General features: G+C 64.1%; 8 protein-coding genes and 2 tRNA genes. 5 read left to right on the top strand and 5 right to left on the bottom strand.

What is annotated here, in order from left to right; genetic code table 11:
* Positions 1 to 71: 71 nt before the first annotated feature.
* Positions 72 to 311, bottom strand: a complete 240-nt coding sequence (locus ASH00_RS07110) for a hypothetical protein (RefSeq protein ID WP_056546324.1) — start codon at positions 309 to 311, stop codon at positions 72 to 74.
* Positions 312 to 432: 121 nt separating this feature from the next.
* Positions 433 to 1,404 (bottom strand): NAD(P)H-quinone oxidoreductase, encoded by a 972-nt coding sequence (locus ASH00_RS07105; RefSeq protein ID WP_056546810.1) that lies wholly within the window; start codon positions 1,402 to 1,404, stop codon positions 433 to 435.
* 78 nt (positions 1,405 to 1,482) lie between these two features.
* Between ASH00_RS07105 and ASH00_RS07100 the strand changes: the two genes are divergently transcribed.
* From ASH00_RS07100 to ASH00_RS07090, 3 genes are all read left to right on the top strand, one after another.
* Positions 1,483 to 1,570, top strand: a tRNA-Ser gene (locus ASH00_RS07100).
* A 136-nt stretch (positions 1,571 to 1,706) separates the two neighbouring features.
* Entirely contained in the window at positions 1,707 to 2,228 is a 522-nt protein-coding gene (locus ASH00_RS07095) for a septum formation family protein (protein WP_056546321.1), read from the top strand.
* Between the two features lie 318 nt (positions 2,229 to 2,546).
* Complete coding sequence (locus ASH00_RS07090; RefSeq protein WP_056546317.1) at positions 2,547 to 7,022, top strand: ExeM/NucH family extracellular endonuclease; 4,476 nt, start codon at positions 2,547 to 2,549, stop codon at positions 7,020 to 7,022.
* A gap of 138 nt (positions 7,023 to 7,160) precedes the next feature.
* Here ASH00_RS07090 and ASH00_RS07085 read toward each other — a convergent pair whose 3' ends face one another.
* Complete coding sequence (locus tag ASH00_RS07085) at positions 7,161 to 9,077, bottom strand: FAD/NAD(P)-binding protein (RefSeq protein WP_056546314.1); 1,917 nt, start codon at positions 9,075 to 9,077, stop codon at positions 7,161 to 7,163.
* Between the two features lie 60 nt (positions 9,078 to 9,137).
* Complete coding sequence (locus ASH00_RS07080; RefSeq protein ID WP_056546312.1) at positions 9,138 to 11,495, bottom strand: ATP-binding cassette domain-containing protein; 2,358 nt, start codon at positions 11,493 to 11,495, stop codon at positions 9,138 to 9,140.
* Positions 11,496 to 11,585: 90 nt separating this feature from the next.
* Between ASH00_RS07080 and ASH00_RS07075 the strand changes: the two genes are divergently transcribed.
* Together ASH00_RS07075 and ASH00_RS07070 are read left to right on the top strand one after the other, a co-directional pair.
* Entirely contained in the window at positions 11,586 to 13,676 is a 2,091-nt protein-coding gene (locus ASH00_RS07075) for a prolyl oligopeptidase family serine peptidase (RefSeq protein ID WP_056546309.1), read from the top strand.
* 65 nt (positions 13,677 to 13,741) lie between these two features.
* A tRNA-Ser gene (locus tag ASH00_RS07070) sits at positions 13,742 to 13,829 on the top strand.
* Positions 13,830 to 13,899: 70 nt separating this feature from the next.
* On the opposite strand, the gene ASH00_RS07065 is transcribed toward ASH00_RS07070, so the two are convergent.
* Positions 13,900 to 16,014: a RecQ family ATP-dependent DNA helicase gene (locus ASH00_RS07065; RefSeq protein WP_056546307.1), complete on the bottom strand. Its 2,115-nt coding sequence runs from the start codon at positions 16,012 to 16,014 to the stop codon at positions 13,900 to 13,902.
* Positions 16,015 to 16,023: the final 9 nt, after the last annotated feature.

The raw sequence follows: 16,023 nt of genomic DNA, 5'->3' as shown, positions 1-16,023 counted from the left end.
AGAGAGTCTTGCGCAGATCAGGCGGGTCCAACCCCGGTCAAACCCGCCTGATCTGCACTATATTCCGACGTTCAGTGTGTTGGGTCGTCCCGGCCGTCACGGGAGTTGGATCCCTCGCTGAGGCTGGAGTGCGTGTCCGTCCGTGGGTCAGGCCCGTCATTGGCGGTGTCGTGCGGATTATTCTTCACGCCGTCGTTCACCTGGTCGGCGAGGTTCTCTGCCCAACTCTCGGCGGCACGCTCCAGACCGGACTCCTCGTCCTTGCCGTGCGTTGCGCCGTCCGGCTTGCCGTCTGCCCTGTGCTTGGCCATGGTTCCTCCTTGGAATTCAGGTGAAAGCAAGCTTGTCACACCGCCCGGAATCCACAAAGCAGCCTTAGTGTCCCCGTCTGCGCTCGGCATCGAATTCGCCGCTCACGCCAAATGAGCGGTACTAAAGCGTCAGAAGCACTTTTCCAGTGTGCTGCCCGGAGTCGAAATACTCATGCGCCTGAACCACTTCTGCGAGCGGAAAGGTGCGGTCAACGGGCACGGAAATGGACCCGTTGGAGATCAGCGGCCAGACGTTCTCGCGTACCCCGGCCAGAATGGACGCCTTCTCCTCCACAGGCCGCGAGCGCAACGTGGTTCCCGTGACGGACGCACGCTTTCCCATGAGCGAGCCGAGGTTGATCTCGGCCTTTGCACCACCCTGCAGTCCGATGACCACAAGGCGGCCTCCTATCGCCAGGGCCTCAACGTTGCGGCCGAGGTATTTTGCGCCAACAACATCGAGAATCACGTCAGCACCGCGCCCATCGGTAGCTGCGTCCACCTCGGCAACGAAATCCTGCTCCCGGTAATTTACGCAGACCTCTGCGCCCAGTGACCGGGCGAAATCGAGCTTGCCGGCCGTTCCGGCAGTCACGATCGTACGGGCACCCAGGGCGCGTGCAAGCTGAATAGCCATAGTCCCGATACCCCCGGAAGCACCGTGAATGAGAAGGGTTTCGCCGTTGCGCAGACCCGCAACCAGGACCAGGTTGGAGTAGACCGTCGCAGCCACTTCGGGTAGCGCGGCGGCGGCCACGAGATCCACGCCTGCGGGCACGGGCAATACCTGCCCGGCGGAGACTGCCACCTGTTCGGCATAACCGCCGCCCGCAAGGAGCGCGACGACGGCGTCGCCCGGATGGAAGCCCGACTCCCCCGGGTCAGCGATCCTTCCGGAAACCTCAAGGCCCGGATACTCGGAGGCACCGGGAGGCGGCGGGTAGACACCCAACCGCTGCTGCACATCCGCGCGGTTCAATCCGGCCGCGACGACGTCGATCAGCACCTCACCGGCCTGGAGACTGGGCGCCGCAACATCGGCCACCTGAAGAACGTCCGGCTCACCGAACTCGCGAAGCACTACTGCTCTCATGATTTCCCTTTCCCGGAGCTCACCCTGCTGCCTGGAGTTTTGTGCAGCCTGCTCTGCATGAAACACTATTCCCCGTATGGAAGGTTGTCCGAGCGGCCGAAGGAGCTGGTCTTGAAAACCAGTGGACGGTAACCCCGTCTCAAGGGTTCGAATCCCTTACCTTCCGCATCGAGCCGTGCCAAGCTCACCAGTTGCACCCCGTCCTGATGGACGGGGTGCAACTGTCTTAAGCCCTGCCAGTCGCCTCGAATCCCATCGGGTAGGCTCCGGAAGTGCCAAGTCTCACTCCAAGGAGCATTTCAATGACGACTGCCGCCCTCCGGCGAATTCTCCTGCCCGCTGCCCTGATAGCAGCAGCTGCAGTAGCGACCGGATGCACGGCCGGGAACGACGACGGCACCTCACCTTCCGAGCCGCCGGCGCCAGCGAGCAGCGAAGCAGCGGAGGCGCAGAAGGCCTCGAGCGTCACGGCGAACGACCTGCAAGAGGGTCAGTGCATGACCGATTCCGGCACCGCAGCGGAGCCGGACATTCAGATAATTCCCTGCGAAGAACCTCACGCGTTCGAAGTATTCGCGACAACCGAGCTGGATGCAGGCGTTTATCCCGGGCTCGGCGAAGCGGACGCTCAGGCGCAGGAGTTCTGCCGCGGTGAATTCGCTGCCTTCGTCGGCGTGGAGTATGACGCGTCCGCCCTGGCACTCCAGTACTTTTACCCGGTCGAGTCGGAATGGACTGACGACGGCGGCCGGTCGGTGATCTGCCTCGTCGGCAGTGCCGGCGGTGAGCCCTCAACGGGAACACTCCGCGACTCCAGCCAGTAGTTCCCAACAGCAAGTACTCGTGCTTGAATGTGCAAGGCGCCTGATGTGGTCTACATCACTACGAAGTGGTGGATATTAGGACGCCGACGTCCGGCACCACCGGGCCGACGATGGGAAACGCGTTGATGGTCTCAACCCGGCTGCTCTGTTCTCCGCGAGGTAACCACCCGTTCATTGCGGCGTGCTTGGCTTGCCGCGACCGGAATGTCACCGGCAGATCCTATTGTCACTTTCGTGGCCAGTTCCGCCGAGGCTCACTGCCGAAGCAGGCATCACTCGCGGCCGTAATCCGGCCAAAAGCAAGGAGAAACAGGACGAATGAAAAATTCGTGGAGGGGCGCGCTGTGCTCAGCGCTTTCGGTCGGGCTCATTGCCTCACCGATGGCGTTCTCGCCAGCCAGCGCAGAGGAAACCGTCGACGCCCAAGCGGGCGCCGGCGTCGTTATCAATGAGGCGTACGTCAACGGGGGCAGTGCCAACGCACCGTTCACGCACAAGTTCGTAGAACTGATCAACACCACCGATGCGCCGGTGAGCCTGGACGGCTGGTCGCTTCAGTACCGTTCAGCGACGGGGGTAGTTGCCCCGACCGGCGTTGCGCCGCTGAAGGGAAGCATCCCGGCAAACGGAAACTTCCTCATCCAGGCGTCCAGCAACGGCTCTGTTGGCGCAGCACTGCCGGCGGCTGATGTGACTAGCTCGTTGAATATCAGCGGGAGCAGCGGGACCATCGTCCTGTCCAATCAAGCTACTGCTGTCAGCAACCTGCCTGTCGGCTCTGTTGTGGCCGCGCCCGGCGTCGTTGACCTGTTGGGATACGGAGAGTCCAACACCTTCGAGGCCGCAGGCGAAGAAGGGCCCGGCGGCACCCGCAACCCGCTGTCGATGAACCGCGCAGGCGGCGTTGACACCGACAACAACCTGACCGACTTCACCGTTTCCGAAACCGTCACTCCCACCAATGCCGCTGGTGAGACGGCCGGAAGCGAACCCGAGCCAGAACCGGAACCGCCCACCCCGGGCGAAGTGATCCCCATCGATCAGATCCAGGGCACGGGTGGAGCAACGCCGTATGGAGGGCAGGTTGTCACCACCCGCGGCGTAGTAACTGCCACATACCCCACCGGCGGATTTGATGGCTACTACATCCAGACCCCCGGGACCGGCGGTGACCTCGGTGCGGATCATGCCGCCTCTGACGGCATCTTCATCTACTCGACCGCCACTGTTGCTGACGTTGCTGTTGGTGACCTCGTGGAGGTAACCGGCACCGCCGGAGAATACTTCGGCCTCTCACAGATCACCGTCCTGGCCGGCGGAATGACCAAGCCCGGGGAGCCCGCGGAGGCTGTGAAGACCGCCTCTATCGCGTACCCCGCAGATGATGCCGCACGCGAAGCACTCGAGGGAATGCTCGTGCAGCCGACCAACGGCTTCACGGTCTCGGACAACTACTCACTGAACCAGTATGGGGAAATCACTCTTGCCGTCGGGGACAGTCCCCTGGTGCAGCCCACCGAAATCGCTCCGCCGGGAACGGCCGAGAATGCTGCTGTCTCCGCTGACAACGCTGCCCGCCGGGTCAGGCTCGACGACGGCGCCACCACCAATTTCCTCAGCAGCGCCAACATGGACCAGCCGTTGCCCTACCTCACACCGGAGCAGCCGGTGCGGGTCAACTCATCGGCAACTTTCACCTCGCCCGTTGTCTTCGATTTCCGCAACAGCTCCTGGAAGTTCCAGCCGCTGACCGCTCTCACTGCTGTGAACTCCGCCGAAGTTCAGCCCGTCGTGTTCGAGGGATCACGTCCTGACGCACCCCAGAACGTTGGCGGCAACGTCAAAATTGCGTCCTTCAACGTGCTGAACTACTTCACCACCACGGGTGACCAGCTCAGCGGGTGCACGTACTACGAGGACCGCGACGGCAATCCCGTCACCGTCCGCGGCGGCTGTGATGCCCGCGGCGCAGCGAATGCAGAGAACCTGGAGCGCCAGGAAGCGAAGATCGTTGCGGCGATCAACGGGCTGGACGCGGACGTGGTCTCCCTCGAGGAGATTGAGAACTCGGCCAAGTTCGGCAAGGACCGGGACGCCGCCCTTGCCACGCTGACTGCCGCGCTCAATGAGGCTGCCCCCGGTGTGTGGGACTACGTCCGTTCACCGGACGCTTTGCCCGCCATCGAGAACGAGGACGTCATCAGGACCGCGTTCATCTACAAGACGTCGGTTGTGGAGCCTGTTGGCCAGTCCGTCATCCTCGATGACAACGTCGCCTTCTCAAATGCCCGCAAGCCCCTGGCGCAGTCCTTCAACATTGTCGGCGGTGATGACTCCACCAAGTTCCTCGCCATCGCAAACCACTTCAAGTCCAAGGGATCAGGCAGCGGCGAAAACGCAGACCAGGGTGACGGACAGGGCGCATCCAATGCCGACCGCGTTGAGCAGGCAACCGCTCTCGTCGCCTTCGCTGAACAGGTGAAGACTGAAGCGGGCACAGACAAGGTCTTCCTTGCCGGTGACTTCAACTCCTACTCGGCTGAGGATCCCATGCAGGTCCTGTACGACGCCGGCTACATCAACCAGGGCGCCAAGACTGATGGATACTCCTACGTTTTCTCCGGACTCGTTGGTTCCCTCGACCACATCCTCGCCTCCCCCGCAGCAGACGCGGCGGTATCCGGCGTGGACGTATGGAACATCAACGCGGTGGAATCCGTAGCGCTTGAGTACAGCCGCTACAACTACAACGCCACCGACTTCTACGCGCCGAACCAGTTCCGGGCGAGTGACCACGATCCGGTGATCGTGGGCCTGAACCTGGCACCGGCGGACACCACGACCGAGCTCAACCTCATGGGCATCAATGACTTCCATGGGCGTATCGACTCGAACACCGTGAAGTTCGCTGGAACCATCGAGGAACTGCGCGCCCAGTACGGCGAGGAGAACTCGCTGTTCCTCTCCGCCGGAGACAACATCGGAGCATCACTCTTCGCCTCCTCGGTTGCACAGGACCAGCCAACCATCGACGTCCTCAACGCCCTCGACCTTCGCGCTTCGGCTGTCGGTAACCACGAGTTCGACGGCGGTTTCGCTGACCTGAGCGGCCGAGTGGCCGACGCCGCGGAGTTCCCGTACCTGGGCGCCAACGTGTACCAGAAGGGAACCACCACGCCTGCCCTGCAGGAGTACGAAATTGTGAACGTGGGCGGTATTGACGTTGCCATCATCGGTGCCGTCACCCAGGAAACACCTTCGCTGGTGAGCCCTGACGGAATCGCCGATCTCGACTTCGGCGATCCCGTCGAGGCCGTAAACCGCGTGGCGCAGCAGATCGAGGACCAGGACCTGGCCGACGTCATCATTGCCGAGTATCACGAGGGAGCCGGAGACGGCGCCGTCGAGGGTTCCACCATCGAGGCAGAGGTGGCCGCGGGAGGCGCGTTCGCTGACATCGTCACCGGCACCTCGCCGCTCGTCGACGCCATCTACACCGGCCACACGCACAAGCAGTACGCGTGGGATGCACCTGTACCTGGCGCTGAGGGCGAAACCCGTCCGATCATCCAGACCGGCTCCTACGGCGAGTTCATCGGCCACATCACCCTCACCGTGGATAACGCCACCGGTGAGGTCGAGTCGTATACGGCGCAGAATGTTGCACGCACGGCCACTGACCCGGCTGCGCTGGTAGCAACCTATCCGAGGGTCGCCGAGGTCAAGACGATTGTTGACGCGGCGCTCGCCGAAGCAGCAGTCATCGGCAACCAGCCCGTTGGATCCGTGACAGCGGACATCACTACAGCCTTCGTCAACGGCAAGCGTGATGACCGGACGTCCGAGTCAACGCTCGGCAACCTGATCGCTGACTCACTGCGGGACTCGCTCTCATCCGCTGAACGCGGCGGAGCCGAGATCGGTGTCATCAATCCCGGCGGCATGCGCAACGAGCTCTACTACGGTGAGGACGGCGTCATCACCTACGCCGAAGCGAATGCGGTACTGCCGTTCCTCAACAATCTGTGGACGGTCACCCTGACCGGTGAGCAGTTCATCACGATGCTGGAGCAGCAGTGGCAGCCGGAAGGCTCATCCCGGTCCTTCCTGGCGCTCGGGCTGTCGGACAACGTGTCCTACACCTATAATCCGGATCTTGCAGCCGGCTCCCGCATCACGTCGGTCACGATTGACGGCGCACCGCTGGACCCGGCTGCAGAGTACCGGATCGGCACCTTCAGTTTCCTGGCGCAGGGCGGCGATAACTTCACCGTCTTCCAGCAGGGAACCGACGTCCGTGACTCGGGACTTGTAGACCGCGACGCCTGGATCAGCTACATCGAGCAGAACAGCCCACTGTCCCCGAGCTTCGATCGTCGCTCAGTGATCGTGAAGAATGCACCGGCCACCATCACGGCTGGTGACACTGTCACCTTCGACGTTGCAAAGCTGAACCTTACGTCGCTAGGCAGCCCGATCAACACCAGCGTGTCGGCGAGCTTCGTCGACGCCGCCGGCAAGGTCACCCAGCTGGGCACCACGCCCGTCACGGACGGCGCGGCGCAGGTCACGGTCACCGTTCCGGCAGCAACACCGGGAGCGGGGAGCATCGTTCTGGTGGCCAAGGAATCCGGCACGACGGTGACCCTTCCGGTCACCATCGAAGCGGTTGCCGGCGCGGAGTGCGTCGCCCCGGTCAAGCCGGAGCGCGGTCCTGGCGCCGGGCACCCGAACAGCTATGGCAAGGCCATGGCCGAGTACCGCAAGTGCCTTGCGGATGCCCGTCGCGGCTAGATTTCGTCGCGGCTACGGTTTTTCACGGCCTGTAAGGCCGTGGTGAACCAACGAAGAAGCGCTCCTTCGCATTGCGGAGGAGCGCTTCTTCGTTCAGCGCCATGGGTGTGCGAAGGCTCACGTCAATAACGGCACCCGTCAGGCAAGGATTGCGCGCGCGATGTCGTCGGCGTCCCGCAGCGTACGGCTGCCGGCATCGAGGGAGGCGCCGGCTTCCGCGGCGATCGCCGTCCCCCACTGCACGGAACTCAGCTGCAGGCCGAGGACATAGAGGTTCTCCTGCGCCAAACCATTGGCGCCGATTGCCCGGTACGGCGGCTTGCTGACATCGATTCCGGGAGACACTTCAGGCACACCGTCTTCCGACATCATGGTGCGCGCCCGGACCAGGCCGTCCTCCAGCAGCCGGCGAAGCAGGACCGACCGGTTCTGGGACACCCGATTAGCCGGCATCATCGCCTCGACGAGGACCCCGGCGTCGTACTTCCCGCCCTCCACCCAGGGCGAGGAAACAGTGAACCGGCCAAGCGCGGCATCCAGCTCAAACCGCGGCGCAGGGCCCGCAAAACGCACGATGCCGCTGCGAGCCAGTGCTGCCAGCTGCTCGATACGCAGGGCCGGCGGTCCGCTCGCAAGGCCCTCGACGAGCGGCTCGAACCAACCGCGCAGTTCGGCAGTCCACGACGCCTCGGTCAGCCCGCCGTCGGCCACGATCTCCTTGATGACGGATCGGCCGGCGTTCATGGCTCCAATCGCCATTTTCAATGGGTCATTCTCGCCGCGGTCGGAACCGGCGGCGTCCTCTTCCAGATAGTCCAGCACTGCACGGTTGTACTCCTCCTCAGAGGCGAACCGGTGCCGCCGGAAGGGACTGGCGAGCGACTCCAGGTCCAACCGGTCAGCGGGAGCCACTGTCCCGTCAAGGAGCTCCTCCAGCCGCCGGCGCCAGACCTGATCGGCATCATCCAGCACGTCCTGAAGCGAGGGAAGGAAAGCGTCCGGCAGACCGGCCGTGCGTGCCAGCGTGCCGTAGTAGGCCCAGACAGCATCCCGGTGCAGCAGCGGCCAAAGGTCGTGATCAAAACCAGGCTGGATTCCCTCAGCCGCGAAGCGGGAAGCGCGGGTGGGTGTGCAGTACCGGAGCTGGATGCTGCGCGGCACATAGCTGTCCAGCTTTGCCTTGGCACGGTAGGGGGTGCCACGACGCGACGCGGCGACCACCAGCGGCTCACGCCCGGAAGGATGATAGTCCAACGCCCGCCCTGCCGGCAGACCGCTGGATACGAAATTTCCGCCCCTGCCCTCCGTGAGGTGGGTGATGATGTCGAAGAAGTTCAGACCGAGCCCGCGCACCAGCACGGTTTTGCGGGCAGGCAACCGGTTCCAGTCGGCGTCTGCGGGTACGTTCGGCGGCCAGTACTGCAGGCCGAGCCGGGCCGCGCCGTCACGCAGTGCTTCCTGTTCAGGATTGAGTTGGGCGGGCAGATGGCCCAGCGCAAGCACGACGGCGTCACTGACCACCGCGCCGCCCCCGCTCAGCCTCACCCGGAAGCCCGCAGTCAACGGCTCCACATGCTGCGCCTCGGAGCGGTGAACCACCACCTTGAACCCCTCCCCAAGAGCCCCGGTCAGCGAGCTGTAGATCCACTCCAGGTAGCGGCCGTACAGGGCACGGCTCGGGAAATCAGCGAAGGTGAGTGACTGGAGTTCCTTCCGGTCATCGTCGCTGAGACGACTGTCCGGGGAGTCCACCATCCGCTGGCGCCAATGGTCGAAGGACACCGGAACAAGCGATGGCGCCCGTCCCGCGGCAGCCTCACCCACCGGCACTACCGTCGGAAACAGCGCCGGGGTGTTCATCAGGAAATGCCGTGACTGGTCCGTACGCCACACATGGCCCGGCCCCGGCTCGTAGGGCTCGACCAGGTGGACCGTGGTCCGCGGCCGGTTCCCCTCGGGCAGGGCGGCCCAGTTCGCTGCCAGGCGTTCGAGCACGGAGATACCACGCGGACCGGCGCCAATGATGGCTACCGTCACCGTCCGCGTTGTTTCCATCCGTCTAGATTATCGGCCACGCAGCATCCGCCGGTTCAACCGGATGTCCGGCGCATCCGGTCAGCTTCGTCCCACATAGGCGGCCAGGTGCTGGCCCGTGAGGGTGGAATCTCCGCCAGCCACAAGTTCTGCCGGCGTTCCCTCGAAAACGACCCTGCCGCCGTCGTGCCCGGCACCGGGACCAAGATCGATGATCCAGTCAGCGTGCGCCATCACTGCCTGATGGTGCTCGATGACCAGAACCGACTTCCCGGAGTCGACGAGGCGGTCCAGCAAACCGAGCAGCTGCTCGACGTCGGCCAGATGCAGACCGGTGGTCGGCTCATCGAGAACGTAGATGTCTCCCTTTTCGCCCATCTGGCTGGCCAGCTTCAGGCGTTGCCGCTCACCGCCGGAGAGCGTGGTGAGCGGTTGGCCGAGACTGAGGTAGCCAAGACCGACGTCGGCCAACCGGTCGAGGACCTTGTGCGCCGCCGGGGTGCGGGCATCACCCTCACCGAAGAACGCGGTGGCTTCCGACACGGGCATCGCAAGTACCTCGGCAATGTTCATTCCACCCAGGGTGTACTCCAGCACAGATGCCTGAAACCGCTTGCCCTCACAGTCCTCGCACGTGGATTCCATGGTGGCCATGACCCCCAGTTCGGTGTAGATAACGCCGGCGCCGTTGCAGGTGGGGCACGCGCCTTCCGAGTTGGAGCTGAACAGCGCGGGCTTGACCGCGTTCGCTTTGGCGAACGCCTTGCGGATGGGCTCAAGCAGGCCGGTGTACGTGGCGGGATTGCTTCTCCGCGATCCGCGGATGGCTCCCTGGTCGATAACCACGACGCCGTCCCGTTTGGCCACCGAGCCGTGGATCAGTGAGCTTTTGCCTGATCCGGCCACGCCGGTGACAACACACAGCACGCCGAGCGGAATGTCGACGTCCACGTTCTGCAGGTTGTGCGTCGACGCTCCCCTGACCTCCAGCGCCTTCGCCGCCGGGCGAACAGTGTCTTTGAGCCTGGCCCGGTCGTCGAGGTGGCGACCGGTGATGGTGTCGGATTTCCGCAGTCCCTCAACGGTTCCCTCGAAGCAGAGGGTCCCGCCCTTCGTGCCTGCTCCGGGTCCCAAATCGATGACGTGGTCGCCGATCGTGATGGTCTCCGGCTTGTGTTCAACGACGAGCACCGTGTTCCCTTTGTCCCGCAGCTGAAGCAGGAGCCGGTTCATCCGTTCGATGTCGTGCGGGTGGAGACCGATGCTGGGCTCGTCGAAAACGTAGGTGACGTCGGTGAGTGAGGAACCGAGGTGGCGAATCATCTTGGTCCGCTGCGCCTCGCCGCCGGAAAGCGTGCCAGCGGGCCGATCGAGCGAGAGGTAGCCCAGGCCGATGTCGGCGAAAGAATCGAGAAGGTGCTGCAGCCCCTTGAGGAGCGGCGCCACGGTGGGTTCTTTGAGATCGCGCAGCCAGTCGGCCAGGTCGCTGATCTGCATCGCGCAGAGCTCGGCGATGTTCCTGCCGTTGATTTTGGAGGAGAGCGCCTCCTTGGTGAGTCGTGTCCCTTTGCATTCCGGGCAGGTCTGGAACGTCACTGCGCGTTCGACGAACCGGCGTACGTGCGGCTGCATCGCCTCAGGGTCCTTGGAGAGCATCGACTTTTGGATCTTCGGGATGATGCCCTCGTAGGTGAGGTTGATTCCTTCGACCTTGATCTTGGTGGGCTCCGCGTACAGCATGGTGTCGAGCTGTTTCGCTGTGAACTTGGCGATCGGCTTGTTCATCGGCAATCCCATGCCCTCGAACAACCTGCCGTACCAGCCGTCCATCGAGTACCCGGGAACGGTCAGCGCGCCGTCGGCGAGCGTCTTCGCGTCGTCATACAGGGCCGTTCGATCGATGTCATTGACGTTGCCCATCCCCTCGCACCGCGGGCACATCCCACCCAGGTAGACGGCCTGGCTGACAACACTCTTTTCCACCCGGCCGCCCTTGTCTGTCGACATGACGCCACTCGCCTTGCGGGTTGGAACGTTGAAGGAGTAAGCGGTGGGCGGACCGACGTATGGGGATCCGAGCCTGCTGTAGAGGATGCGCAGCATGGCGTTGGCATCGGTGGCCGTACCGACGGTTGAGCGCGGATTGGCGCCCATCCGCTCCTGATCAACGATGATCGCGGTGGTGACCCCCTCGAGCAGATCGACGTCGGGACGCGCAAGCGTGGGCATGAATCCCTGCACGAAGGCGCTATAGGTTTCGTTGATCATCCGCTGTGACTCCGCGGCGATCGTGGCGAAGACCAGAGAGCTTTTGCCGGATCCCGAGACCCCCGTGAAAACGGTCAGCCGCCGTTTGGGGATTTCGACGCTGATGTCCCTCAGGTTGTTTTCTCGCGCACCCTGCACGCGGATCAGGTCATGGGTGTCGGCAATGTGCATGGCTCTATCCAATCAGGTAAGGCAAGCGATGGGCAGACCCTATTCATCAGGCAATGAGCACACACGAGGCAAGTTGCCTAAGATAACGGTATGACGTCCACCGTGCCTGAACCCATTCCTACCAGCGACGACGAATTCCTCTGGCTTGAGGATATCTACGGCGAAGAACCCCTCCAGTGGGTGCGCGGCCAGAACGCGGAGACGGAGGAGGTTCTGGTCAACGACGCCTTCCTCGAAGACGAACAGCGCCTTCTCGAGGTTCTTGACTCCTCCGACCGGATTCCGATGGTCGCCAAGCGCGGTGAGCACTACTACAACTTCTGGCGGGACAAGGAACACCCGAAAGGGCTCTGGCGGCGGACCACCTGGGACAGCTACCTCACCGATGCGCCGGAGTGGGACACGCTTCTCGACGTCGATGAGCTGGCGGCTGTGGAGGGTCAGGAGTGGGTTTGGGGCGGCGCGATGTTCCTGCGTCCGGCTAACGGCGATCCCTACCGGCGGGCCCTGATTGCCCTTTCACCGGACGGCGGGGACGCGCAGCGCTACCGCGAGTACGACCTCGCCGACCGCTCCTTCGTGAAGGGCGGCTTCGATATCCCGGTGGCAAAGAGCAGGATCAGCTGGGCCGGACCGGATGCGCTGCATGTCGGCACGGACTTCGGGCCGGGATCTATGACCACGAGCTCCTACCCCCGCACAGTGCGCACCCTTCGGCGTGGTGAACCGCTGGACGCTGCGCAGCTCTACTTCGAGATCCCTGAGAACTCGATGATGGCCGCAGTGGCCCATGATCAGACGCCGGGCTTCGAACGCGATATCGCCGCCCACATTATCGACTTCTACTCAAGCCGCACCTACCTGCGCCGCGAAGAGGAGTGGGTGCACATCGACGTCCCCGACGACGTCAACGTGTCGCTGCACCGCCAGTGGCTGCTGCTGCGGCCACGGACCGATTTCGAACTCGACGGCGTCACATACCGCGGAGGCTCGCTTCAGGCGGTCCTTCTGGAGGACTTCCTCGCCGGGCGCCGCGGACTGACAACCGTCTTCGAGCCGGATGCGCACACTGCCCTGCAGTCCTGGAGCTGGACGAGGGACTACCTCCTGCTCAACCTGCTCAGGGATGTTTCTTCGGAAATCCGCGTGCTCAACCCTGCCGATTCGTGGACGGCCGAACTGCTGGATGCCTGCCCGCCCCTGCACTCGGTGGATGCGTATGCGGTCGATGACGAGGACGACGACGCCGGTAACGACTACTGGCTGGTTGCCACCGGCTTCCTCACTCCCACTACGGTGGTGCGCGGCACCATCGGTGGAGCGCACGCGGAAGTGAAGGAGTCTCCGTCGTACTTTGATGAGTCCTCCTTCACCGTCTCGCAGCACTTCGCGCAATCGAGTGACGGCACCCGGGTTCCCTACTTCCAGGTGGCGTCCAAGGACCTGGTGCTCGACGGCGGCAACCCTACGCTGCTCTCCGGCTACGGAGGATTTGAACATGCCATGACACCCGCGTACAGCGGAGTGACCGGGCGCGGCTGGCTGGAGCGCCGGACCGAGGACGGCCGGTCCGGTGTGTACGTGCTGGCCAATATCCGGGGCGGCGGCGAGTATGGGCCAGCATGGCACCAGGCGGCGCTGCACGCCAACCGGCACCGGGCCTACGAGGATTTCGCCGCGATCGCCCAGGATCTGGTGGACCGCGGAGTGACCCGGCCGGAGCTGCTCGGCTGCACGGGCAGGAGCAACGGCGGGTTGCTGGTGGGCAACATGCTCACCAAATACCCGCACCTCTTCGGCGCCATCTCGTGTGGTGTCCCCCTGCTGGACATGAAGCGGTACACCAAACTCTCCGCGGGCTACTCGTGGATTGCCGAGTACGGCGATCCGGACAAGCCGGAGCAGTGGGAGTACGTTCAGACGTTCTCGCCGTATCACCGGCTGCAGGAGGGGACGGCGTACCCGAAGACCCTGATCTGGACCGCTACGAGCGATGATCGGGTGGGCCCGGTGCAGGCACGGAAGATGGCCGCCCGGATGAAGGCGCTCGGGGTGAAGAACGTCTGGTTCCACGAGGCGCTCGAGGGCGGGCATGCCGGAGCCTCTGATAACCGCCAGGCGGCGCGCATGCACGCCATGTCCCACGAGTTTGTGTGGAAAGCGCTGACGGGCAAGCTGTAGGGCCCGCGTTATTTTGCTCTTGCCCTGAGGTTCTGGGTAGTCTTGGGTGGCTAGTAATAGCTGCTGGAGACGTGCCAGAGCGGCCGAATGGGCTTCACTGCTAATGAAGTGTGGGCCTAAAGCCTACCGGGGGTTCAAATCCCCCCGTCTCCGCGTTTCGAAAAGGCGCCCCGGTCCTGGACCGGGGCGCCTTTTCCTTTACACGAACGTATCTGCTGAACGGTTAGGCCTTCAGTGCGAGGACAAAGGGAAGCACCTCCTGGGCGCCTGCCTGCCTCAGTGCCCTTCCGGCGACTGTGAGGCTCCACCGGCTGTCCGCCAGATCATCGACCAGCAGCACCGGCCCGGGATTGGCCGCGAACCAGGCACGGCCTTCGTCCGGTACCGCAAACCTCTCCCACACCGCTGCGAGGCGGAACGCACTGTTGCCGCCGGAGCTACCGCTCGGCCAGCCCTGCGGCAGTTGAAGTGCCCCCAGGTAAGGGATCCGGCCCACGCCGGCCAGGCTTTCGGCGAGCGAACGGATCAGCAGAGCGCGCCGTCGTGATGGCATGCTGACCACCGCCACCGGTCGGGTGTCCCACTGCCATTCTGCGAGCACCCGCACACAGGCCTGCACGGCTGCCGGGTCCAGCGCGGCGTCGTCGGATGAGTCCGCAAGGAGTTCCCTTACCCGGTTCCCCCAGCCGAGGTCAGTCATGCGTGCGAGTGCACGTCCGGCGGAGACCTGCTGGTCCGCGGGGACGCGGCCCTTGACGGGGACACCGAGCTTGTCCATCCCGGATGGCCATTGGCTCCTGGGTTCCAGAAGGACACCGACCCTGCCGAGCGCGCTGGCGGCACTCTCCGAGGCGTCGTGTGACACTTCGTCCGAGAACCAGGACCCGGCACAGTTGTCGCAGCGGCCGCAGGGCGCAGCCAGCGGATCATCGAGCGCGGCAGCGAGGAATTCCATCCGGCAGCCACTGGTATTTTCATAGTCGAGCATTGAGTTCTGCTCTTGCACACGAGCTGCCGAAATGCGCGAATACCGCTCGCGGTCATACTCCCAGGGCCTCCCGGTGGCCTGCCAACCTCCGGTCACCTTCTGCACCGCACCGTCCACGTCAAGCACCTTCAGGAGAAGCTCGAGCGGCGATCGCCGCACGTCCACCCGGGCTTCGAGGGCCGGCGTGGAGAGCACCGTTCCTCCTGCCAGTTCCGCCAGGATCCGCTGCGCCTTGTCCTCGGCGGGCATGGACGAGGTGGCGAAGTACTCCCAGATTTCGCGGTCCTCATTTCCTGGAAGCAGCAGCACATCCGCGTTGGGGGTTCCTCGGCCGGCGCGGCCCACTTGCTGGTAATAGGCGACCGGAGAGGACGGCGCGCCAAGGTGCACCACGAACCCGAGATCGGGTTTGTCGAAGCCCATGCCGAGGGCACTCGTGGCAATCAATGACTTCACCTCGTTGTTCTTGAGTGCCTTCTCCGCCGCTTCTCGATCCGCCGGGTCTGTTCGGCCGGTGTAGGCCAGCACGGAATGGCCGCTCTCGCGCAGGAGGCGTGCAGTGTCTTCAGCTGCAGAGACGGTGAGGGTGTAGATAATCCCGCTTCCAGGCAGATCATTCAGGTGGGTCAGGAGCCACGCGAGCCGTGAGCGGGGGCTCGGAAGGCGCAGCACACCGAGCCGCAGCGACTTACGGGCAAGTTCTCCGCGCAGTGTGTAGACAGCAGTTCCATCGGTGCCGAGCTGATCTTCGACGTCCTTGACCACGCGGGAGTTGGCGGTGGCCGTGGTTGCAAGCACGGGCACACCCTGCGGCAGCGTGGTGATGAGATCGCGGAGGCGCCGGTAGTCCGGCCGGAAATCATGCCCCCAGTCGGAAATGCAGTGTGCCTCGTCAATCACCAGCAGCCCGGTGCGACGGATAAGTTCCGGCAGCTGGTTCTCGCGGAAGGCCGGGTTATTCAGCCGCTCCGGGGACACCAGGAGCACGTCCAGTTGGTCCGCGTCGAGCCGGGCGGTGATTTCCTGCCACTCGGTTTGGTTTGCCGAATTGATGGCAGCGGCCCGAACACCAGCCCGCTCGGCGGCAGCCACCTGGTCCCGCATCAGCGCGAGCAGCGGAGACACGATGAGGGTGGGTCCCGCACCCGTGGCGCGCAGCAGCAGGCTCGCAACGAAGTACACGGCGGATTTCCCCCACCCGGTGCGCTGCACCACCAGGGCCCGGCGCCCACCACTGACCAGCGCCTCGATAGCCTCGAACTGGCCCTCATGAAATGCGGCGTCCTCGCGCCCCACGAGTGATCGAAGAATCGCGAGCGCCTGCTGGTGGAGGGTGGTTGTTTCAGCCATGCGCCCCAG

This window comes from Arthrobacter sp. Soil782 (assembly GCF_001428435.1).
GTDB classification, from domain to species: Bacteria; Actinomycetota; Actinomycetes; order Actinomycetales; family Micrococcaceae; genus Arthrobacter_D; species Arthrobacter_D parietis.
Note: the sequence above shows the minus strand (reverse complement) of the source record. Positions and strands in the feature narration are given on the sequence as shown.